19 protein-coding genes are annotated in these 23,947 nt (G+C 42.2%); 11 read left to right on the top strand and 8 right to left on the bottom strand.

Translation table 11 applies throughout. From position 1 onward, the window contains the following. Positions 1-8 precede the first annotated feature (8 nt). The 3 genes from QM738_RS25130 to QM738_RS25140 are packed head-to-tail and all read right to left on the bottom strand — an operon-like array spanning position 9 to position 2,523. Positions 9-761, bottom strand: coding sequence for a LytR/AlgR family response regulator transcription factor (locus QM738_RS25130; RefSeq protein WP_462279536.1), 753 nt, complete (start codon positions 759-761; stop codon positions 9-11). Continuing rightward, a complete protein-coding gene (locus tag QM738_RS25135) occupies positions 758-1,684 on the bottom strand; it encodes a sensor histidine kinase (protein WP_462279537.1) in 927 nt (308 codons plus the stop codon). Before QM738_RS25135 ends, QM738_RS25130 begins: the two co-directional genes overlap by 4 nt. 38 nt (positions 1,685-1,722) lie before the next feature. After that, a complete protein-coding gene (locus tag QM738_RS25140) occupies positions 1,723-2,523 on the bottom strand; it encodes a hypothetical protein (protein ID WP_462279538.1) in 801 nt (266 codons plus the stop codon). A gap of 209 nt (positions 2,524-2,732) precedes the next feature. On the opposite strand from QM738_RS25140, the gene QM738_RS25145 reads away from it, so the two are divergent. Then, positions 2,733-4,319: a peptide chain release factor 3 gene (locus tag QM738_RS25145; RefSeq protein WP_462279539.1), complete on the top strand. Its 1,587-nt coding sequence runs from the start codon at positions 2,733-2,735 to the stop codon at positions 4,317-4,319. Between the two features lie 3 nt (positions 4,320-4,322). Here QM738_RS25145 and QM738_RS25150 read toward each other — a convergent pair whose 3' ends face one another. The 4 genes from QM738_RS25150 to purB all read right to left on the bottom strand — a co-directional run bounded on the left by QM738_RS25150 (position 4,323) and on the right by purB (position 13,446). Further along, on the bottom strand, positions 4,323-5,945 hold the full coding sequence (locus QM738_RS25150) for a PKD domain-containing protein (protein WP_462279540.1): 1,623 nt from the start codon (positions 5,943-5,945) through the stop codon (positions 4,323-4,325). Positions 5,946-5,982: 37 nt separating this feature from the next. After that, positions 5,983-10,698, bottom strand: coding sequence for a PKD domain-containing protein (locus QM738_RS25155; RefSeq protein WP_462279541.1), 4,716 nt, complete (start codon positions 10,696-10,698; stop codon positions 5,983-5,985). Positions 10,699-10,905: 207 nt separating this feature from the next. Then, the gene (locus QM738_RS25160; protein WP_462279542.1) at positions 10,906-12,096 is read right to left on the bottom strand and encodes a LamG domain-containing protein; all 1,191 of its coding nucleotides are present in this window, start codon (positions 12,094-12,096) and stop codon (positions 10,906-10,908) included. Positions 12,097-12,111: 15 nt separating this feature from the next. Continuing rightward, positions 12,112-13,446 carry an adenylosuccinate lyase gene (purB, locus tag QM738_RS25165; protein ID WP_462279543.1) on the bottom strand — a complete coding sequence of 445 codons (1,335 nt, stop codon included), beginning with the start codon at positions 13,444-13,446 and terminating at the stop codon, positions 12,112-12,114. Positions 13,447-13,481: 35 nt separating this feature from the next. Here purB and QM738_RS25170 point away from each other — a divergent pair, with 35 nt between their 5' ends. Next, positions 13,482-14,222, top strand: coding sequence for a menaquinone biosynthetic enzyme MqnA/MqnD family protein (locus QM738_RS25170; protein ID WP_462279544.1), 741 nt, complete (start codon positions 13,482-13,484; stop codon positions 14,220-14,222). On the opposite strand, the gene QM738_RS25175 is transcribed toward QM738_RS25170, so the two are convergent. After that, positions 14,211-15,716 (bottom strand): lipopolysaccharide biosynthesis protein, encoded by a 1,506-nt coding sequence (locus tag QM738_RS25175; protein ID WP_462279545.1) that lies wholly within the window; start codon positions 15,714-15,716, stop codon positions 14,211-14,213. The two genes, QM738_RS25170 and QM738_RS25175, sit on opposite strands and share 12 nt — an antisense overlap. Before the next feature lie 62 nt (positions 15,717-15,778). Here QM738_RS25175 and rfbF point away from each other — a divergent pair, with 62 nt between their 5' ends. Genes rfbF through QM738_RS25220 form a run of 9 tightly spaced genes read left to right on the top strand, consistent with a single transcriptional unit; the run spans position 15,779 to position 23,938 of the window. Further along, positions 15,779-16,555, top strand: a complete 777-nt coding sequence (gene rfbF, locus QM738_RS25180; RefSeq protein WP_462279546.1) for a glucose-1-phosphate cytidylyltransferase — start codon at positions 15,779-15,781, stop codon at positions 16,553-16,555. Beyond that, positions 16,540-17,622: a CDP-glucose 4,6-dehydratase gene (gene rfbG, locus QM738_RS25185; RefSeq protein WP_462279547.1), complete on the top strand. Its 1,083-nt coding sequence runs from the start codon at positions 16,540-16,542 to the stop codon at positions 17,620-17,622. The genes rfbF and rfbG overlap by 16 nt, the downstream gene beginning before the upstream one ends. Continuing rightward, complete coding sequence (gene rfbC, locus QM738_RS25190; protein WP_462279548.1) at positions 17,619-18,164, top strand: dTDP-4-dehydrorhamnose 3,5-epimerase; 546 nt, start codon at positions 17,619-17,621, stop codon at positions 18,162-18,164. The genes rfbG and rfbC overlap by 4 nt, the downstream gene beginning before the upstream one ends. 2 nt (positions 18,165-18,166) lie before the next feature. After that, positions 18,167-19,393 (top strand): methyltransferase domain-containing protein, encoded by a 1,227-nt coding sequence (locus QM738_RS25195; protein WP_462279549.1) that lies wholly within the window; start codon positions 18,167-18,169, stop codon positions 19,391-19,393. A gap of 5 nt (positions 19,394-19,398) precedes the next feature. Then, a complete protein-coding gene (locus QM738_RS25200; protein WP_462279550.1) occupies positions 19,399-20,247 on the top strand; it encodes an NAD-dependent epimerase/dehydratase family protein in 849 nt (282 codons plus the stop codon). Then, positions 20,244-20,924: an LbetaH domain-containing protein gene (locus tag QM738_RS25205; protein ID WP_462279551.1), complete on the top strand. Its 681-nt coding sequence runs from the start codon at positions 20,244-20,246 to the stop codon at positions 20,922-20,924. Before QM738_RS25200 ends, QM738_RS25205 begins: the two co-directional genes overlap by 4 nt. Before the next feature lie 9 nt (positions 20,925-20,933). Continuing rightward, complete coding sequence (locus QM738_RS25210) at positions 20,934-22,112, top strand: glycosyltransferase family 2 protein (protein ID WP_462279552.1); 1,179 nt, start codon at positions 20,934-20,936, stop codon at positions 22,110-22,112. A 7-nt stretch (positions 22,113-22,119) separates the two neighbouring features. After that, the gene (locus QM738_RS25215; RefSeq protein WP_462279553.1) at positions 22,120-22,956 is read left to right on the top strand and encodes a hypothetical protein; all 837 of its coding nucleotides are present in this window, start codon (positions 22,120-22,122) and stop codon (positions 22,954-22,956) included. Continuing rightward, positions 22,946-23,938 carry a glycosyltransferase gene (locus QM738_RS25220; protein ID WP_462279554.1) on the top strand — a complete coding sequence of 331 codons (993 nt, stop codon included), beginning with the start codon at positions 22,946-22,948 and terminating at the stop codon, positions 23,936-23,938. The genes QM738_RS25215 and QM738_RS25220 overlap by 11 nt, the downstream gene beginning before the upstream one ends. Positions 23,939-23,947 lie beyond the last annotated feature (9 nt).

A 23,947-nucleotide genomic window follows, 5' to 3' on the forward strand; every position in this document is an offset into this window, starting at 1 on the left:
GTTGTAAGCTATCTCTTTTCCATTTCGAGTTTTACAAATTCTTTTTTCTGGCGGGAGATGGGTATCACAGTATTGTCCTGCAATAAAATATAACCACCATTATCTTTTACAAGGCTTTTGATAAACTTTTTATTTACCAGGTGCGATTGATGGCAACGGATAAAATCATAGGGATACAATAAAGTTTCATATTCAAAAATGGGTTTTGAAACAACGATCTTTTCTTTACCGGATAAAAAGAAAGTGGTGTAATTGTTATCCGATTCACAACGAATGATGTCTTTGGTCAATACAAATCTTGTTTCTTTTGCAGATGCTAATGCAATGCGGTGGGTTTCTTTTTGCTGATCGTGCTTTAACAGGTTGAAAAGATGCAGCAAATGTTCTTCCTGCTTTTTTGTGGTGTGTTTTTTTATGGCTTTATTCACTGCTTCCTGCAGTTCGGTTACTTTGATCGGTTTTAATATATAATCCAATGCGGCAAATTTTATTGCCTGTATGCCATACTGGTTGTAAGCTGTTACAAATATCACTTCAAAATTGATTGCGGGTAAGGATTGCAACCATTCAAAACCATTGGTGCCGGGCATTTGTATATCTAAAAAAACAAGGTCGGGTTGAAATTGCTGTATAGCAATGGTTGCTTCGGCTGCGTTTTGCGCCGCTGCAATAACGGTAATGCCCGTACAGTTTTTTTCAACCATGGTTTGCAGGTTGATGATATTGTTGGGCTCGTCATCTATAATTATCGCAGTGATCATTGCTGCCAGTTTTTAAACCTTAAAAGTACAACGGTTCCGTTGATATTGCTATCGGTGCTGCAGCTGATCGTTGGTGTTTTTAACAGCTGGTTCAGCAATGTTATTCTTTCTTCAGTTAATCGCAATCCATGACCGCTAAATGTTTCTGCGGTGTCAAATCCTTTTCCGTTGTCGGTTATGGTGGCTATCATGTCCTGTTCATCCATAACGAAATTAACCGCTACATTGCCTTTTTTCTGCAAATGGGAGATGCCGTGCTTAACAGCATTCTCGATGATGGGCTGTAATAACAATGCGGGTATTTCTGTTGCGCTGGTTTTTATTTCGGGGGCAACAGTGATGTTGTAAGTAAAATTAAAACGCAATTGCTCCAGGTTAAGATAGTGCTCCAACGCATTTATCTCTTCCGCAAGCGGTATCATTTCTTTTTCAGCATTGCCCAGCGATTGCCTGAGTAAGCTGCTGAATTCGGTTAAGTAATGATTGGCGTTATCTATTTTGTTTTGATTGATAAGGCTTTGGATGGAATTCAATGCGTTAAAAATAAAATGAGGATTCAGTTGCGCATGTATTGCTTTTAATTCCAGTTGCTGTTGTGTCTTTTTAAAGTTGGAAGTCAGTAATTGCTGCTGCTTATTTTTTCTATAAATAAAAAATGGAATAAAGAACAGCAGAGAAACGATCGCAGCGCCAATAATTATTTTAAACAGGTTGGTCTGCCACCAATAAGGTTGTACGGTAAAACTATAGCTGCTTATATTTCCAGGTTGAAAATTGTAGCGAAGTAAAAAATTGTAGGCGCTGTTGTGTTGCAGGGCCAATGATACAACAGGCACTCCTTTGGGAAATGCCTGCCATATAGTATCATTATCGGTTGCATTTTGTAATGCATATTCAATATTGCCTCCATCAATAAAGGGCAATGAAGCTACATGAAATGTGACTTTATTACCTGCAGGGTTCAGCGTGAAGTTTTTTTTTCAAGGGAATTGCTGTCAGCGATGATTTTATTATCCATGCCTGTTACAGCAGATACGGTTGGTGATACGGCTACCCTTGTGATGTTGTACCGGTCAACCATCCAGTTGTTATTATCGTTCTTTACTTCTATCAGTAATTGATCGTTGATATTGATCGTGGTATCGCAAATGGCCCATCCCTGCCCGTATTCAAAGCTTTCGCCGATATCAGTCGAGTTGGGAAGCTTCCATTTGCTGCCGCTTTTGTAAATGGTTTCTTTAAAAGAATTAAGCGGCTTCCAGTCGTAAATCAATTTCCCATTGATCGATAACCGGATACTGTACATATTTTTCTGAATGATATTGACCGGGGCGCCGTCGATCCTGTTGTTTTTAATGAAGGAACGGTTAACGGGTGTGATGTATGCGTCAAAACTGGCGGGCCCGGATGCAAAACCGGGATAAAAGAAATTGAGTTGCACGCCGGCATCTGTGATCTTTATATCGTTGTAAGGGTTCACCGTGCTGGTATCCGGCATGCCGGGATGAAAATTATGGTACACTTTATCCTTGATATGATTATTGGTAAGCTGTATCACCGAAGAGTAACCGGCAACGGAATAACTGCCATCGAGCAATTGGGTGGGTGGCCTGTTGTCTTCAAATTCATCCGGGTAATTTTTCCTGAATTTTTCGAATGAAATACTATCGGCCTTTTTTTGTTGCGGCGTTAATTTTAATTGTCCAAAGCCCGCCGATAGCAACAGCAAGCAGCCATGTAAAAAGAGCATTTTCTTTGTCATGTTTTTTTGCATAAAAATCATCATTTGCATGGTGCAGGGCAATTGCAAATGTGAATTTAGTAATTGCATTTGTGAATATGCCTTGTTTTTCAATGGTTTTTGCCCGGAAATTATATTGTGAGCTGCTTTTGTATTAAACTCTCTCAAGCCTTACCTTTGCGGCTTGAAAAAAGCTGATAAATAAAGACTATTAGCCTTCAGCAGACAATATGAAGTATATCAACGAGATCAACAAACGTAAAACTTTCGCTATCATATCGCATCCCGATGCCGGTAAAACAACGCTTACGGAAAAATTCCTGTTGTTTGGCGGCGCCATTCAAACAGCGGGGGCGGTTAAAAGCAATAAGATAAAGAAACACGCCACCAGCGATTTTATGGAAATTGAAAGGCAGCGTGGTATCAGTGTTGCAACATCGGTAATGACCTTTGAATACAATGATCACCTGATCAACCTGCTGGATACACCGGGCCACAAGGATTTTGCTGAAGATACCTACCGCACCCTTACCGCAGTGGACAGCGTGGTGCTGGTGATTGACAGTGTGAACGGGGTGGAAGCACAAACCAGGCGACTGATGGAAGTAATTGCCATGCGCAGCACGCCGGTGATCGTGTTTATCAATAAAATGGACCGCGACGGTAAGAACCGTTTTGACCTGCTGGAAGAAATTGAGAAGGAGTTAAAGATCAACCTGCACCCGATGACGGTGCCCATCAATAGCGGTAAGGATTTTAAAGGGGTGTATGATCTGCACCAGAAAAGCCTGGTATTGTTTACTGCCGGCACTAAAGCAAATGATGAAGATGTGGTGGAGATAAAAGACCTGTCGGATTCGATACTGGATGCAAAAGTAGGGGAGCATGATGCCAATACTTTACGCGAAGATGTGGAGCTGATAGATGGCGTATACGGTGAGTTGAATGAAGCAGATTATTTGTCGGGCAAAACGGCGCCGGTATTTTTCGGCAGTGCGGTTAATAATTTTGGTGTAAAGGAAATGCTGGATACATTTATCCGCATTGCGCCTACACCAAGGCCAAGGCATACCACATTAAGAGATATAAAACCGGAAGAAGATAAGTTCAGCGGTTTTGTTTTTAAGATACATGCCAACCTCGATCCCAAGCACCGCGACCGTATTGCTTTTTTACGGGTATGCAGCGGCCGTTTTGAACGCAATACCTATTATCATCATGTGCGTATGGAAAGAGATTTCCGTTTCAGCAATCCTTATAGTTTTTTGGCCAGGCAGAAGGAAGTGATAGAAGATGCATATCCCGGCGATGTAGTGGGTTTGTTTGATACCGGCAATTTTAAGATCGGTGATACTTTGACAGAAGGAGAAGATTTTTATTTTACCGGTATACCGAGTTTTTCGCCCGAGATATTTAAAGAGGTAGTGAATAAAGACCCGATGAAGACCAAACAACTGGAAAAAGGTTTGATACAATTGACGGATGAAGGCGTGGCGCAGTTGTTCACGCAGTTTGGCGGTAACAAAAAGATAATTGGCTGCGTGGGCGAACTGCAGTTTGAAGTAATTCAATATCGTTTATTACAGGAATATGGTGCTTCTGTGCAGATGAACAGCCTGCCTTTTTATAAAGCCTGCTGGCTCACCAGTAAGGACCCTAAAAAACTGGATGATTTTACCAAATACAAACAAGCCAATATTGCTGCCGATAAAGATGGTCATATCGTATACCTGGCGCAAAGCGAATGGTTCCTGAATACCGAAAGGCAGAATAACCCGGATATCGAATTCCATTTTACGAGCGAGATACATAAATAGGTATCATCGTTTAAAAATAAAGCGTACCATACCGTTGCTGGTCTTGCTGCTGCTGATACTTACTTCGTGGCGTTTGTCGCCATCGTATACCACCATCAATGCCGTATTCGGCGGTATGCTGCCCAGGTTCTCTGCATACATCACAAGTTCATTCGGCTCACCGTTTTTGTTTACCGGCAATATAAACTTTGCAGGCTTTTCTGTTAAAAATAAATGGGTAACGATTATGTTGTTGTTATAAACGATCGTTACAGAATCGCCGTCAATTTCCGCATTGTCATAAAACGTTACCGATACAGAATCGCTGCTTACGGTGATCTCTTTTAAAAGATTGTTGTCTCTTTTTTCCAGCACAGTTGCTGCAACTTTGTTGCTGCTGTCTGCCTGCATTGTTACGATCGTGTCTTGTACCGGCACAGGGGGAGGCGCAATAGTGATAGTTTGCAGGGCCGTATCGCGGCAGCCGTTCTTGTCTTCTGCTACTAACAATACCTCGTACACGCCGGGTTCTTTATATGTATGCGTTATCTTTTTTTCCTGCCCGGAAATAGCGCCATCTCCAAAAAGCCATTTGTATTTTACTTTTTGTTTGCCGGTGATGCTGAATTTATAGGTGTTTTTTTCAGCAGTGCTTTCGTAAGTAAAAGCAGCGGTGGGTTGTACAATGCTGATCTTTTTTGCAACGGTTATTTCTTTTCCATTTGTTCCCACAGCAATTAACTGAATATTGTAGTCGCCTTCTTTTTTATAGGTATGTGTTACTGATTCTTTGGTGGCAGTGCCATTATCACCAAAGTCCCATTTGTAACTTTTAATATCCTGTATATTGGATATCTTACAGTTAAGCTGGTTACAGGCAGTAATGGTATAAGTGAAATCGATGGCGGGTTCTTTTTTATCACAGAGTGCAAGTACTTCTGCGGCGGATAATGCACGGTTGTATATCCTTATATCATCCATTGTGCCGTTGAACCAATAAGGATATTGCGGATTTTTTAACCGGCCGAAAAAAAGGTCGTAACTATTGCTAAAATTATAACCTGCTAAAGGGCCGCTTGCATACAATGTACAGTTGACGTACAGGTTTGCCACGCTGCCATTGTAAGTATAGGTTAATAAATTCCAGGAGCCGGGCGATGCAAATGAAGTGCCTGCCAGTTTATTTGAAAATGGGCCATAATAGGTTTGGTGCCTTTTGTCTACATCAGTAAAGCAATTATTTCCTTTGGTATAATAATTATCGTCGTAGGTTAAATAATAGCTTCCGTCCAGGTAATCCGTATCTCCTTTCTGTATGATCCTGTTACCATGGCATTTACCTGCATAAAAGTCCCTGATCTTTATCCATACGGAAATGGAAAAGGAACCTTTAAAATTGAGGGAAGGGTCATTATTGATCCGCATATACTGGCTTCTGCCGTTAAAATCATAAGCGCTGTTGGGTTTGCCATTCCGGTCGCTGGTGAGCGTGGCATTATTAAATACAGCGTTGTTGCCATTGCCGCTTTCATCATTGGCATTGCCATTAAAAGGGTAGTAGGCAACCAATCCTTTTTCAAGATTTACCTGGCAAATTGCGGGCAGTGAACTACCAAAGAGACAGAGCAGCAGCAAATATCTTTTCATAGCGAACAGGTGTTATGATACGGAAGATAATGAATAATTACCGTAGCAGTACCACGTTACCTTTTCTTTCTGATGGCCCGCAGGCGGTTATTGCTTTAATATAATACACATAATTGCCCTGGTCGGCAGGTACACCTTTATACATGCCGTTCCAGCAACCTAAAGGATCGTTGGTGTAAAAAACACGCTCACCATAACGGTTGTAGATAAAGAATTCCACTTTTTCAATAATGCCCCAGTAGCTGATGCCGAAGCAATCGTTCAATCCATCATTGTTAGGGGTAAAGCTGTTAGGCATGTGATAGCCGCTTTTACCGGTGGTGGTTACGGTTACATCCAGTGTATCGGTACCAGCACAACCAAAAGCATTTTTTCCGCTTACTACATATTGCGTGGTCACAACAGGCCTTGCTATTGGGTTAGCTATAAAAGCATTACTCAGCCCAGTAGCAGGCGTCCAGGTATAATCTGTTGCCCCGCTTGCCAGCAGGTGAGTAAATTCAATAGCGCAATTAATATCGTTGGATTTAATAGCTGTTACTACCGGTTTGGGATTTATAACAAGGCTGGTAAATAAAGTGCTGGTGATTTTACAGGTACTTTCAGTAACGGTTACACTATAATTGGTGCTGCCGGTTGTTGCCGTAGATAAAGGGTTCGGTATGGATGGATCGCTTACAAGATTGGCAGGCAGCCAGCTGTATGTATCACCACCGGATGCCAGCAGTTGTACAGGAGTACCCTGGCAAACGGTCTTTGCAGGAGATACGGCAAAGACCGGGTCGGGTTTAATGGTTACCTGTACAGAATCTATCGTACTGCAAAGGTTGACAGCTGTGTTGGTAACGGTAACATAATATTTCGTGACAGGCGCTACCGGCGTGGCAACCGGGTTGGGTATGTTAGGATTGCTTAATGTAGCGGCTGGCGACCATAGATAAGTATTACCACCGGTAGCAAATAATGTAACGGAAGTGGCTTTACAAATCGTCGTGTCTTTTGATTTTGTGATAACCGGTTTAGGCATTACCACTACTGTAACATTGTTGCCTGCAGGGCAACCATAACTGCTGATCCCGCTTACGGTATAAGTAGTTGTAACGGCCGGTGTTGCCAATGGGTTGGCTATATTTGGATTGGACAAACCTGTTACGGGCAGCCAGGAATATGTAGCGGCGCCTGTTGCATTCAATTGATTGGCGATGCCCTGGCATTGCGGCCCGCTGGATGTGGCGTTTACTGAGGGATTATCCACAGTGATCTTTACACTATCTTTTTTAATTAAAACAGGAGCGAAGGAAATGTCATCTAAAGCAAAATCATTACCTAGTACGATCGTGTTCTTGTTTACTATTGAAATGGATGCTGTTGTATTGTTTCCCGAATTCCAGTTGGTAAAGAATTGCTTCCAGGTACAGGTAGGCAGGCTGGCCGTGATGAGGTTACCAACGCTTATTCCATTGATGGAAAAACTCAGCTGCGCAGGATTGGGAGGATACAATGCCTGTATCCAGGTGGAGAATGAATAATTGGTATTAGGTGTTACAGTTACCTGTTGCTTCCACACCACTACATCTGCAACCGGCGCTCCGTTCACCAAAAGCATATTACCACCATTATTGGTATGATCGGGACAATTACTAAGTGATGCATTCCAGGCTTGTGGACTGGTACCAACAAAATATTCTCCTTCTGTAGTGTTAATAGCAGCATAATTATAGCCGGATGTAAATCCTGTATTGCCTGCGCTGAAATCTCCATTGATAATAATATTGTTGCCCAGGATTTCTGCGGTATGATAATAAGTGATATTAACAGGCGTATTAGTGGTTGGATTATTTAATGTTGGATCATTAAGATACGTGGTCGGTGTCCAGCAGAAATTGGCCGAAGGAACTGCTCTTAATAATTTAGTAGTACCAGGGCAAATAGTGGTATCGGGTGTTAATACGATATCTGCCTGCACCACTCCCACGGTGATCATCTTACTGATGGTGTCGTTGCAAGGGCTGTTATTAACCGTAAACCTTACCAGGTAATTTCCTGCAGTAGTGTAGGTATGCGTTGGCGTTAGTGTGCCCGTGGTTGTAGCAGCATCGCCAAAAGACCAATAAGGGTTTACCAATGATGCACCGGCACCTGTAAACTGCACCGACAACGGGTTGCACACATCCTGTTTGTAGGTAAAATCAAAGCTCGCTGCGGTGGAAATTGCTACGGTCACAGTGGCCTGGGCAGTGCATCCGTTAACAGTTGTGCCGCTTACTGTGTAATTTGTAGTGGAGGTAACTGTTGCAACAGGGTTGGCTATATTGGGATTGGATAGGCCTGTAGCAGGGCTCCACGAATAGGAGGAAGCACCAGATGCATTTAACTGCACAGGGGTACCACTACATACGGCTGCGCCACCTGTAGCATTTACAACAGGCGTTTCAACTGTGATCTTAACGCTGTCTTTTTTTATTGTTACAGCGGTAAAAGAAATATCGTCCAGTGCAAAGTCATTACCGTTTGCATCATAGGTGAAATCTTCGAGTGAAAGATCGACCGTCGTGTTGTTGCCTGAATTCCAGTTGATCTTTTGCTGCACCCACTGGCAAGCTGTATTGGGTCCATTTAAAGTTAGCCCAAATGGCAAACCATTAATATAAAACTTAAATACAGCAAAGTTGGCTAATGAAATAGTTTGTATCCATGCAGAGAATTGATAATTGGTATTGGGCGTTACAGCGATCGTCCCCGACTTCCATGCTTTTTTTCCGATAGTTGTAGCACCATTGGCAACAAACATATTTCCTGTACCGCTGGTATGATCCATGCAGGGGCTTGCACCTGTATTCCATGTTTGTGCATTGGTAGTTATACCATAAGCCGCATTAGTGGAAGTGTTGGAAGCCTGGAATACATAGTCGGATGTAAATCCAGTATTACCCAGGCTGAAATCTCCATTGGTAATAAGATTGGGTCCCGGTATTTCGGCAGTATAGTAGTAGGTGATATTTGAGGGCGTAGACGTTGTGGGATTATTTAGTGTGGCATCGTTTAAATAAGTGGTTGGCGACCAGCAAAAGTTAGTGGATGCAATACCTCTTAAAAGTTTAGTGGCGCCGGCACAAATAGTGGTATCGGGCGTAAGCACAATATCATCCTGTACAACATTTACAGTAATAGTTTTGCTGATAGTATCGTTGCATGCCGGATTATCTATAGTAAACCGTACCAGGTAATTACCCGGTGCAGTATAATTATGTGTTGGGTTTAAAGTGCCGACGGTGGTGCTGTTATCCCCAAAAGACCAATAGGGATTAGAGAGCGAGGCGCCTTCGCCAAAAAATTGAACAGACAAAGGGTTGCAGGTATTTTGTTTATAAGAATAATCAAAACTGGAGCCACATGCAGCTAAGCAATTATCAGGGAAAGTAAACGCCAATTTAATGCCATCGCCGCCCGGAGATGTTGGATGGGCTGTAAGCGTAAAATGCAGCTGCGATATACCCGGTGGAAAATAGATGGTTGCATTAGCATCATCAGGTGAAACGCCCTGGCCGATGTTTGAAATGATAACATTATTGGTTAACGGACCACTACTCCCTACATGCAGGTCACCATCAGATGAGATCAACGTAAAAGAATGATCAAAATCCAACGTTGAGATGGTTTGGTATATATGCATGTAAAAACCCGTTGTGGTGGGGCTTGCAAAACTGATAGTGCCCTGGTTGCCCGTGATCACCGGGTAGATAGTGATACCCCCCAGGTCGCTTACATTATGTGCTGTGGAATTAGGTGGTGATGTAGTGGCTATTGTAGGATTGGGTGTAAACCAATTGCCTGGAGTCATTGTGCTGTAAGCAGTGATGCCTCCCAGGTTTGCCGGATTGGTGTATGAAAAGGAAAGCGTGTTGCCGTAGGGGATAGGGGTTGTATAATTTCCTGCAGTGAACTTTGGCCAGAAAACACAGGTTGGGAGTGCCGGTATTTCGCAGGAGTCTGCAACGAAAGTACAGCTGGGATTAGTATTGTTGATGGAAGCTGATCCAACTAAAGTTCCGTTCCAGGCCGTGTTTCCTTGCTTATTCACCAGGTCATCAAAAGTGTAGTATGCAAGTAATCCTGTTTGTGTAGTGGGATTGGGGAGCGATGTATTCATATATGCCTGTATCTGGGCCTGGGTACGTGCCACGTTCCAGATGCGGATCTCATTGATATAACCCACCAGGTTTTCATTCAGGTTTTGGTTAGAAAGAAGCCCTATTGCCGTAAGAAGGTCATTTTGAAATAAAGTGCCGGTAGCAGCTACCTGGCTCATTAAAAAACCATTTCTGTAGAATTTCAACGTACTGCCATTATATACCATTGCAAAGTGGTAGGTCTTATTTAGTAAAATATCACAGACAGGAGGCGTTGCATAAAAACCGGTGGATGTAGTTATTAATGCGCCGGTTGTTCTTAAAATGTAATTTACATTACTGGGGCCTGTATGTTTGGTTACAAGGTCACCGTCAGTAATTACACCATTGGATAAAAAGGAGGTCCGGTTCACCATTCCTTCAACTGTTATCTGATTACCGGGAACATCCAGGTCACCAATAGTTACCAGGGAAGGGAATGTAGGTGTCGAAAGCCAGTTATTGCAATTCACCAGGGAATGGGTTTCGGGGTGCTTTTTTGTATTATTTTTTGACGGATTGGTTTGGGCATCAGCAAATAATGCAGTGAGTATAAGCAGTAAGGGTAAAGTAATTTGCCTCATGAGTGATTTATAGCCCTGGTATCCGGGCATTTGATAAGGGGATAAGTATGGTAAAGGTTTAACGGTTTTCCGCCATAAAATTAACCCAATTTCCTCAGGTCGCATAGTTATGTAGTATCAAATCTACAACTGTGTCATTTCAGTCAAAAAACGTGTAAAAAGGGCACATATTCGTGTACAGAACTCCGTACGAAAGCACCTGGCCACCTACTGTTTTAACCTGAATGCCACCACGCCATTGCTGCTTTTGGTACTGCTGATATTCAGTTCATAACGTTTTTTATCGTCGTATATTACCATCAATGCGGTGTTGGGTGGAATGCTGCCCAGGTTTTCGGCATACATTACCAGTTCGTTGCTCGCAGTTCTGTCAACTTTAAGCGTAAAAGTAACCGGCTTTTCGGTAAGGCGTAAATGCGTGGTGATGGTTTTGCTGTTGTAGATCAGTGTTACGCTGTCTCCATCCACTTCGCCATTATCATATAGCGTTACTGTAATGGAATCGTGTTCCACTTCTATCTGTCTTACCAGGTCATTACTTCTTTTTTCGAGTGGTATTTCTTTTGCCGGCGCTATTACCGGTATAACAGCAGGTTTGATGCTGTCTTTTTTGATCGCTTCTTTTACAGGTGCAATGGGTTTTATAGTATCTTTCTTCTTTTGCTCTTTACAAAGGGTGGTTATTTCGGCCAGGCTCAATGCACGGTTGTATATCCTGATATCATCCAGGTCGCCATTGAGCCAAAAGGGAAACATGGCATCATTGGTACGCCCCAGCAACAGGTCGTCGGTATTGGTGAATTTTTCTTTAAAAGGTACTGCATATTTTAATTCGCAGTTCACATATAACCTGGCAGTGGTACCATCATTGGTATATATCACCGAATACCATCCGTTCTTTTTTATATAAGGCTCATAGGTTTTCATGGGCGTGCCCGTACCCCTGAAATTGAGGTGCAACGAGTCTTTCAGCCGGTCGCCGCTGCAGCCTTGCCCTCCTGTAAACAAAGCATCATCAAAACGCAAGGCATAATTGCCGGGTAAATAATCGGCAGTGCCTTTTAAAAGGATAATACTGGCATGGCATATATCGTAATAAAAACCTGTTGGCCTTACCCATGCTGATAGTGTAATTGTATTACCGGCATTCAAACTAACGCTGTTGGGTATACGCATGTAGGTATTGATACCGTTGAAATGATAAGCGCTGTTGGGCTCGCCAAACCGGTTGCTGGTTAATGTAGCATTGTTAAATACAGGATGGTTATTATTACCACTGGCATCTTCGGCATTACCATTAAAGGGATAGTAGGCCATCAAACCTTTATTAAGATCGGTTTGAGGATAAGCCTTCATCACAAAAGCCATTAAGCAGTATAAAAGCCAGTGTTTTTTCATATCAGGAAGGGACTGTTACAGCCCGGTATAACTATGCGGTGTTATTCGCATCAACTCTTCTTTTACTGCGGCACTCACTTTTAATTTCTTTACAAATGCCTGCATTGTTTTTTTATTAATGGATGCTTTGCCCCTTGTCAGTTCTTTTAAAGCCTCGTAAGGATTGGGATAATTTTCCCTGCGTAAAACGGTCTGGATAGCTTCGGCCACCACGGCCCAATTGTTTTCAAGGTCTTCTTTTAATTTGGCTTCATTCAGCACCAGTTTGCCCAATCCTTTTTCAATGGACTTCACCGACAAGATAGTGTGTGCGATAGGAGTGCCGATATTTCTTAATACGGTACTATCAGTAAGATCACGCTGCAGGCGGGAGATGGGCAATTTTGCAGCCAAGTGCTCCAGTAAGGCATTAGCAATGCCCAGGTTGCCTTCTGCATTCTCAAAATCTATCGGGTTTACCTTATGCGGCATGGCGCTGCTGCCAATTTCTCCCTTAATGGTCTTTTGTTTAAAATAATCCATGCTGATATAGGTCCATATATCACGGCAAAGATCGATGAGTATATTATTGATCCTTTTTATGGCATCAAAATGTGCGGCCAGTACATCGTAGTGTTCTATCTGCGTGGTGTACTGCTGGCGTTGCAGACCCAGTTTTGTTTCTACAAAATCGTTGGCAAATTTTATCCAGTTGTATTTGGGATATGCCACATGGTGTGCATTAAAATTCCCTGTTGCACCACCGAATTTTGCACTAAATGGAATATAGCTGAATAGCTGCACCTGGTTTTCCAAACGTTCCACAAATACCATCAGTTCTTTACCCAGGCGGGTTGGGGATGCAGCCTGTCCGTGCGTACGGGCCAGCATAGGCACATCTTTATAGGCAACCGCTAATTTTCCAACTGCTGCCTGCAGGTTGATGATGGCAGGCAGGTATTCCTGTTCAATACTGTCTTTCCACAATAATGGTATGGCGGTATTATTGATATCCTGCGAAGTGAGGCCAAAATGTACCCATTCTTTTAATGCAGGGGCACCCAGTTTTTCCAGTTGTTTCTTTAGAAAATACTCTACAGCTTTTACGTCATGGTTGGTGATGCGTTCGGTATCTTTAATTTCCTGTGCATCGGCTAAAGAAAAATTGCCGGCAACATCCTGCAATTGCTTTTTAAGTTGGGCATCTACTTTAAAAAACTTCTTTTCGGCTAAAAAAAGAAAATATTCCACTTCCACCAGTACCCGGTATTTGATCAATGCGTATTCGCTGTAGTATTCGCCCAGTTGCTGCAATTGCTTACGGTAGCGCCCATCGATGGGAGAAATAGCGGTTAATTGGTTTAAATCCATGACGTTGCTGTAAATTTGCGGCAAAAATACAGTAATTGACACAGAAGATTAAAGTTGGGGCAGTAAGTTATTTAAATACCCGGCCCCTGATCTACGGATTTGAAAAGGGGATGATGCAGGAAGAAATGGAATTGCAATTTGATTTTCCCGCCAATATTGCACAAAAATTATTGAAGAACGAGATAGATATAGGACTGGTACCGGTGGCGGTGTTGCCGCTGATGAAAGAGTATCATATTGTATCGGATTACGGCATTGGATGTGTTGGCCCCGTAGCGAGTGTATGCCTTTTCAGTGATGTGCCCATTGATAAAATTGAAAGAGTATTGCTCGATTATCAAAGCCGCACTTCGGTGGCACTGCTTAAGATATTATTGAAAGAATACTGGAAAATAACACCCGAACTGGTACCGGCCACTGCAGGTTTTGAGCAGACCATTGGAGGTACCACTGCCGGTTTAGTGATCGGCGACAGGGCATTCAGGCAGTTGCCCGTTTCTCAATATCATTTTGACCTGGGCGAAGCCTGGCAAAAGTTCACAGGGTTACCATTTGTATTTGCGGCCTGGGTAAGCAACCGGCAACTGGATGCTGATTTTATTACTGCCTTCAATAATACCACGCAGCTGGGCCTGCAGCATATTGATGAGATCGTATCGGCTGTGAATTACCCTTATTTTGATATGAAAGCGTATTATACAAAATACATTTCCTACAACCTGGATGCAGATAAAAGGAATGCATTAAAAAAATTCCTCGGGTTTTTAACTGCCTGATTTTTTAATACCCAGTTTCTTTTTAAAAGTATCCAGTACCGGTGCAGCATCGGGAGTGAGTTTTAAATACCAGACCGCTGTAATAAAAAGACTGCTGTAGATAAGCCCTTTGCAGATAATGCCGGGCCAGCCGTGTAGTTGCTGCAATAAAAAATACGTAATACAATAAGCAGCCGGCGCCAATAATAATGCGTATAGGGTATTGATAGAAAAAGGCTGCATCCTGAATTTCTTCCATAAAAAAACAAGGCGTATAACATTGTAAACCGTGTATGCAACCAGGTTGGATACACCGGCGCCCACAATACCAATTTTGGTTATTAAAATATAATTCAGCGGTGCGATCAGTAACAACAGTATCAGCCCGGTCAAAAATTCAAATTTCCAGAAATTGGAAGTGCCGATGATCTGGCCGTTAACGCCTGTACCCATATCCACCACCAGTTTTAACCCAAACAGCAGCACTACGTATTTACCTTCCAGGAACACCGGGTTTAGTTTTAATGCGCCGATACCATCCTCATAGCAAAGCCAGATATTACCGAGCAGGAAAAGGCTTATCAATAAAAGGTTGATGCTGCTGCGCTGGTAAATTTTTTTAATGGTCTCCGTTTTTTTCTCTCTCCATGCCTCCGATAATACTGGTATTGAAATGGCGATGATGCTGCGTTGCGGCACCTGTATGATATTGCTGATATAAGTGGAGAATGCAAATATGCCCACCGCAGCCTGGCCGATCTTACTGGAAATGGTGACACTGTCCAGCAAAGATGCCGTAGTGGAAATGGCAATGCCCGCAAATACAAAACAACCAAAGGTGAGCATCTTTTTTTTGAAGCGGCGTGTTACTTTACTCGCTTTAAAATTAAAATGCAGCTGGTTGTTTTGTTTCAGGTAAGTAAGCAATATCAACACCAGCACACCATACAGGCAGGCAAACAGTTTGATAAAAATATCGTAATTGATCACTTTGAAAACAAACAGCAAAATCAATACGGAAGTAAGCAGTCGTAAACCAGTTTCTCTTAAAAAATTGGATATAATGGTCCGTTTGATGCTCCAGCAATATGCTTCCAGCAGGCCAAATATCAGTAATGCAAATGCAAAGGGGTAGATCCAGTAATAATAATCCACCAGCAGCTTTGAGTTGACAGAGAATTTTTGTGCAAAATAGGATTTGAAGGCTATGCCAAACACCAAAAAAACAAGAAAGCCAATTATAGACAGCAGGAGGGTCCAGCTGAAAAGATCGTTCTCATCGTCTTTAAGGTGCGCCCTGTAATAGGGAGAAAATTTATATATCACTGAAGGAAGCCCCAGGAATGAATAGGCAACGATCAACTGGCTGAAATCGAAAAAACTGCGGGTAAGGCCATATTGATCTGTACTGAACCAATAGGGTTTGGTGAAGAAAAGATTGTTGAAAAAACCAACCGCAAAGCCGATAAATATGATGATAGTGGATATAATACTCTGTCGCCTTATCTGACTCATACGCTAAAGTAAGTTTTTTTGAAAATAAAGCGATAATTTTGCGCCTTAAACCATCTAGCTAAATGAAAGTAGTAATTTTTGCCGGCGGCCTGGGTACAAGAATAAGCGAAGAAACGGATATCCGCCCCAAACCAATGGTGGAAATTGGCGGCAAACCGGTTTTGTGGCATATAATGAAAATATACAGCCATTATGGGTTCAACGAATTCATTATCTGCCTGGGTTATAAGGGTTATGTGATCAAAGAATATTTTATGAATTACTTCCTGCATAATTCTGACATCACCGTTGACCTCACTAATAATAAAACAGAGATACATGGTACCAGTTCAGAACCTTTTAAGGTTACGCTGGTGGAAACCGGCCTGAACACCAAAACTGCAGGACGTTTGAAACAGGTACAAAAATATGTGGGCAACGAAGACTTTATGCTTACTTATGGCGATGGCGTTGGTGATGTGAACCTGAAAGAATTGCTGGCCTATCATAAAAAACAAAATAAAGTAGCCACCGTAACAGCTGTACAAATGGATGCCCGCTTTGGTGGAATGGACCTTGGAAATGATGGCGAAGTAACTTCGTTCAGGGAAAAAGCAAAAGATGAAAGCAAATGGATCAATGGTGGCTTTTTTGTTTTAAAGCCGGAAGTGTTTTCTTACCTGGAGGGTGATATGACGAACATGATGTGGGAAGATGAACCGCTGGAAAAACTGACCAACAATAAACAACTGGCTGCTTTTAAGCATTTCGGATTCTGGAAACCGATGGATGCTTTAAGAGATAAACTGGAGCTGGAAGAATTATGGAAAACCAAACAGGCAAAATGGAAAGTGTGGTAAATCAGCAAACGTCATCATATTATAAAGGCAAAAAGGTATTGGTGACCGGGCATACCGGTTTTAAAGGCACCTGGTTCATTACCTGGCTGCACATGCTGGGCGCAACCGTAAAAGGATATGCACTGCCACCCGAAGAGAGCAATAGTTTTTTTACAACCATTGCGGGTAATATATCATTTGAGAATGTATATGCCGATATCAGGGATACAAAAAAACTGCAGGCCGAGATCAATAATTTTCAACCCGATCTTATTTTTCATCTTGCTGCGCAGGCATTGGTAAGGCGCAGCTACCAGGTACCTTCCGAAACATTTGATATAAATGTTACCGGTACTGCCAATGTGCTGGAAGCAGTGAAAAACCTGCCGGGCAAATGCACTGTAATTGTTATCACCACCGATAAAGTGTACGAGAACAGGGAGATCAATTACCATTATAAAGAAGACGATGTATTGGGTGGTTACGACCCTTACAGCGCCAGCAAGGCCGCTGCTGAAATAGTGGTAAGTTCATTCAGGAATTCTTTTTTTAATATACGCAATTATGCGGTCCATCAAAAAGCGGTGATCAGTGCAAGGGCGGGCAATGTAATTGGTGGAGGCGACAGAAGCGCCGACAGGATCATTCCCGATGTGGTGCGTTCACTCGAAAACGGTCAGCCGGTTGAAGTGAGGAATCCTGTTGCCGTACGTCCCTGGCAGCATGTGCTGGAGCCATTATCAGGCTATCTTACAGCCGGTATGCTGCTGGATATGGATGCAGTAAAATATTCAGGCGCCTATAATTTTGGCCCCTTGCCCGGCGATCATTTACCGGTAAAGCAACTGGTACAAACCGCCATCGATTGCTGGGGTAGCGGTTCGTGGAAAGATATTTCGGATGCCAGCCAGCCGCATGAAGCAGGTTTGCTGCAACTGGATATTACAAAAGCGAAAGATGTTTTAGACTGGCAGCCTAAACTGGACAGCAAAGAGGCGATTGAATGGACCATTAACTGGTATAAGCAACAGCCGGAAAATGTATTGGAGTATACAGTACAGCAAATAAAAAACTACCTGCAAAAATGACGTTTACAGCAACATCTTTAAAAGGTAGTTATATAGTAGAGCTGAATGCTTTTACGGATGAGCGTGGTTGGTTTGCCCGTACTTATTGCAAAAAAGAGTTTGAAGCCATCGGGCATAACAGTGAGTGGGTACAGATGAACCACTCATACACTAAACAAAAGGGCAGTATAAGAGGCATGCACTACCAGCTGCCGCCATTCAGCGAAATAAAAATGGTACGCTGTATTGCAGGTGCTGTGTATGATGTGATCATTGATCTGCGGAAAGAGTCGCCTACATTTTTACAGTGGTTCGGTACTGAACTCTCGGCAGAAAACCGTAAAATGCTGTACATACCGGAAGGTTTTGCACACGGTTTTCAAACCCTCAGCAACGATTGTGAATTGATATACCACCACTCCCAGTTCTATACACCGGGTGCAGAAGGCGGCATTAGATACAACGATCCTGCTGTAAATATCAACTGGCCTTTACCGGCAAACAATATTTCGGCAAGGGATGAACAACATCCTTTGCTAAATGAAAATTTTAAAGGACTATAATTATGCAATGCAGATTTTGTAAAACCGAACTGGAACGTGTTTTTATCGATTTGATAAATTCACCTGCATCTAATTCTTTTTTAACGCCGGAACAGTTAAATGAACCTGAAACTTTTTATCCCCTTAAAGTGTATACCTGTCACAAATGTTTTTTGGTACAGGTGGATGAATATAAAAAATCGGATGCCATATTCGATAGTAACTATGTTTATTTTTCTTCTTACAGCACCAGCTGGTTAAAACATGCCAGCAACTACGCTGATAAAATGACGGAACGCTTTGGCTATAACAAAGATTCGCAGGTAATAGAAATAGCGAGCAATGATGGCTACCTGCTGCAGTATTTTTTGCAAAAGGGAATTAAAGTGCTGGGAGTTGAGCCAACTGCCAACACAGCTGAAGTGGCCGTGCAGAAAGGCATTGCAACTGTAGTGGAATTTTTTGGAGTGGCTTTGGCAAAACAATTAAAAAGCCAGGGCACCACGGCCAATTTATTATTAGGTAATAATGTACTGGCGCATGTGCCCGATATCGTGGATTTTGTGGGCGGCATGAAGATCGTTCTTGCAACAGATGGTGTGATCACAATGGAGTTCCCGCATTTGATGCAGCTGGTGGATAACAACCAGTTTGATACGATCTATCATGAACACTTTTCTTATCTATCTTTCTATACAGTAAAGCAGGTATTTGAATCGCAGGGACTGGAAATGTTTGATGTGGAAGAATTGCCAACACATGGTGGTTCGTTAAGGATATATGCTAAACATAAAGAAGATAGTTCAAAAGCAATTTCGCCGAATGTTGCAGCAATGCTTGCAAAAGAAACTGCTAAAGGTTTGAATGGCCTTGCTTACTATGATAATTTTCAACAAAAAGCATTGAAGGTAAAATTAGATATTACCGAATTCCTCATCGATCAAAAAAGAGCAGGAAAAAAAGTGGCTGCCTATGGCGCTGCTGCAAAAGGAAATACATTGCTCAACTATTGCGGTATAAAGAGTGATTTGATCAGTTTTGTGGTGGATGCCAATCCACATAAGCAGGATAAATTTTTACCTGCTAGCCACATTCCGGTAGTAAATGAAGCATACCTGAAAGATGCCCAACCGGATTTTGTGATCATACTTCCATGGAACTTAAAGGATGAGATAACCCAGCAACTGGCTTATATCAAAGACTGGGGTGGAAAATTCGTTGTTCCTATTCCTTCATTACAAATGCTGTAAGGCGGATGAAAAAAATACTGGTAACAGGTGCAACTGGTTTTATTGGCGGTTATGTTATTGCTGCATTACAGCAAAGAGGTTGTACTGTTATTGCCACATCCTCTGCCGAAGAAAAAGCCAGGCTTTGCAGTTGGTTCCATACCGTGCGATACATTCCTTTTAATTTACAGCAGTTTGATACTGCAGTCAATTACCAGCAATATTTTAATGAGCCCGATGCGGTCATTCATCTTGCCTGGGAAGGATTGCCCAATTATAAATCTGATTTTCACGTTACAGAAAACCTGCCCCGCCATTTTGCTTTTTTACAAAACCTTGTTGCAAACGGGCAAAAAGATATCACGGTTACCGGCACCTGTTTTGAATACGGCATGCAGCAGGGCTGCTTAAGTGAAGACATGGAAACATTTCCAGCCAATCCTTATGCAGTGGCCAAAGACACCCTGCGTAAAAAAATGCAGGCATTGCAATTGCAAACCGGCTTTAATTTTAAATGGGTTCGGCTGTTTTATATGTATGGTGCAGGGCAAAATCCAAATTCATTACTTTCGCAACTGGAAAAAGCCCTGGCAGCCAACCAGGCTGTATTTAATATGAGCGGCGGAGAGCAGGTAAGGGATTTTTTACCGGTGGAAAGAGTAGCCGAAAATATTGCAGCAATTGCATTACAGCAAAAAGTACAAGGCATTATAAACTGCTGCAGTGGCGAGCCGGTTACCGTGAAGGAGTTTGTACAAAAATACCTGGCAGCAACAGGAAAAAATATAACGCTGAATCTTGGTTATTACCCTTATCCCGATTATGAGCCGATGGAATTCTGGGGCGATAATTCGAAGCTTAAAACTATTGAATGATCACATCACTCAACATACAGGAATTAGCTGATTATACATCCAGGCAACTGAATCATTTTTTCCCGGATAATAATACTGTTGACCTTAACCAGTACCGTCAGCCACTTGAACTTGCGCTGAATAGACTGGAACATTGTTATCAACACTGTACTTTAAAACATTACAATAACGGAGAAAATACTTTCTTCAATCATTTATACAGCGATCATTATGTAATGTACCTGTGGTACCTCGCCAATTCTATCTGGAAAGAGAAAGGGGACAAGAACACCTGCAATAAACTATACTATCTTAATAAATCACTGAATGGCCTGGATTGTATGTACGATACCGCCCTTCCTGAAATATTCTTATTGTTCCACAGCGTAGGCACTATGCTGGGCAAAGCCAGTTATAACGATTTTTTTATTGCCTTACATGGGTGCACAGTAGGTTCGCACAACGGGATATATCCTGTGTTTGGGAAAGGGGTTTCATTAACCGCCAATTCATCTGTTATCGGTAACTGCCAAATAGGAGATAGGGTAAGCGTAGGCGTTAGAACCTGTGTTTTTAACAGTGATATAGAAAATGACCATACCGTATACCTCGATAAAAAAAATGGTTCAATGAATATAAGGGCTGCCGGTGCAAACTATGCCCAACAGTTTTTTAATGTGAATTTAGCAAGCTTATAAAAGAAAATAATGCCCGATATTTTATTAAGTATAATTATCCCCACCAAGAACAGGATCGAAACAGCACGTTATGCTATTCAGACAGCGTTGACTGTTACTGCGCCTGATATGGAGATCATTGTACAGGACTGCAGTGATACGGATGAACTGAAAGCTTATATCGACAGCCTTTCAGACAGCAGGGTGAAATATTTTTTTCAGAATGATCCCATTTCCATGACGGAAAACTGGAACCGGGCCTACAGTCATGCAAATGGTGAATATATGATCGGTATTGGCGATGATGATGCCGTGTTTCCTGAAGTATATACCGTTGCAGAATGGGCATTTGAAAATAAGCTGGAGGCAGTGGGGCAAACGGAACCTTACCAGTATTTCTGGGGTAACTTTCCCGAAGTGGCCATACAAAAAAGATTATTCCTGAAAAGCTTTACCGGTAATGTGAGCGTGCATACCGATCTGCTCAGCACTGTTTTAAAAAGATCAAAGTTTGCAGATGATGGTTATGCGAGGGACCTGCCGATGGTATATCATCGTTTGATATCGAAAAAAACATTACAGCAGTTACAATCAGTTACGGGCAAGTTGCTGGATGGTACATCGCTGGATGTCTATTCCTCTTTTGCCATCGGGTTGATCTGCAAACAATTTGTGATCCTGGATTATCCTTTTTCTATGAGAGGCGCCAGCGGTAAAAGCAATTCCGGTAGGTTTGTTGTAAAACAGGATAAGCAACACTTTGATGAATTCTCATTCATATCCTACCCGGAATGGTTGCCTAAAATTCCGTTTGTAAATGTTTCTATTGCAGAGTCCATCTGTAAGGCATTTACACAAACCGGGCACGAAGATCTTATATCAAACATCAGCAAACCATATCTGTACGCAGTGATCATAGCCGAAAGGCCCGATCTGAAAGAAGATATCATGAGTGGTTTTGTAAGCAGGTACCTGGAAACGGATGCGGAAAAAGCGGAATTCCATTCTTTGTATAAAAAACTTAAAGCAGGCAAAAATGAAAAGAAGTGGAGATTGCTTGCAGAAAAAATAAATATGGTCATTCCTGTATTAAGTCTTTACAGGAAGATCATACGCAAAAAAGATATCCGCCTGAATGATACCATGGAAGTGCTGGACTTTCACAAACAGTATATTGCAGAAAATGGAATATCTTTAAAACTAAACTAATGCCTCCATGAGCACCAACCGTGAATATGATATCGCAATTGCATGGCGCATTTATCCAAAGGTTTCCAAAACACCGATCGTTTTTGCTGAAGATAAATTCGGGATGGTTAAAAATTCATTGCTTTCGTTTATTAACGCGGCAAAAGGATTAAAAATCTACTATTACTTTTTACTGGATGGCTGCCCGCCAGAATATGATCAGCTCATCGCAACCTTATTTAAAGATAACTACAGCATTGCTAAAACAGACAGGATCGGTAATGGTGCTACTTTTGCCAAACAGATAGAAATATTACTCGAACAGGATAAAGCCGAAGTGATCTGCTTTGGCGAAGACGATTATATATATACACCGGGAGATTTTGGTAAAGCTTTTGCGTTCATCAGGGAAAAGGGCGTGGATTTCATCAGCGGATACCTGCCGATGGATGTTTTTACCCATCCATTGCATGCGCATAAAAGATATACCAGGTATTCGCAGGATCGCTTGTGGCTTACTGCAAACTCTACCTGTTTAACTTTTATGACCACTGTTACAGTTTTGAAAGAGACGAGAGGCCTTTTTCTTACTTATGCAAGGGGGAACAATGATTGCGCCATCTGGCTGATACTAACTAAAACGCATATACTAAATCCATTCGCTTACCTGAAATTTTCTGGCGACAGGATCAATTTCGGTATATTGAAAATGGCGGTGAAATACAGCTTTAAATATTTCTTTACGCTGCGTAAATACCAATTGTGGATGCCTTACCCTGCAATCTGCACACACCTTGAAAAAGGCAATGAGAGCCCCGGAACCAACTGGATAGCAGTAAGCCAAAATGTACCTGATGCCGTATAAATATTCCATCATATTACCGGTACGCAACGGCGGTCATTATGTAAAAGAATGCCTGCAAAGTATATTGGCGCAAACACTGCAGGATTATAATGTGATCCTACTCGATAACAGCAGCACTGACGGAACAGTTGAATGGATACGGTCGTTGAACAATGAACGGATCGTGGTACATACTTCCGAAAGGTCACTGACAATAGAAGAAAGCTGGGCAAGAATAAAGAATATTAATAAGAATGAATTCATCACGCTCATTGGCCATGATGATATACTGCATCCGCATTACCTGGAAGAAATGGACCGGTTGATACAAAAGCATCCACAAGCCAGCTTGTACCAGGCGCATTATTCCTTCATCAATAAAGACGGACAGTTTACAGGGTATTGCATGCCGATGGATGAAGTGCAGTATGGTCACGAATTTTTAGCCTGCCAGCTGGCCCGAACTATGGACAGCATGGGCACCGGTTACATGATGCGCAGCAGCGATTATGATAAGATAGGAGGTATGCCCGAAAATTATCCCAACCTCATCTTTGCAGATTATGAATTGTGGGTACGCCTTTGTTTAATTAACTACAAAGCCACAACCGGCAGGGAATGCTTCAGCTACAGGGTGCATCAAAGTGTATCCACGCAAACCAACGGGGAAAAATACCAGGATGCATTTGGAAAATATGTACAGTTCATGGCTGCATTGAGTAAAGAAAATGAAGCCGTAAAAAATGTGATCGATAGATATGCCCATGGCATGCTGATGTATTTCTGCGAAAGCCTTTCTCACAGGTTATTAAAAACGCCTGCAGCATCCAGGAAAATGCGGGTGGATGATTTTATAACTCAATGCAAAGCATATGCAGCATTGCTCATTCCCGGCCAGCCTTTTGAGCCTGGTAATAAATTCCGCATCAGTATAGCAGCAAAACTGGATAGCAACCCGGTAAGTCGTTCAGCGTTTTATTTCTTTAAAAAGATAACCAAATAAAACAGCTGC

This window comes from Ferruginibacter sp., assembly GCF_049840995.1.
GTDB lineage: Bacteria > Bacteroidota > Bacteroidia > Chitinophagales > Chitinophagaceae > Ferruginibacter.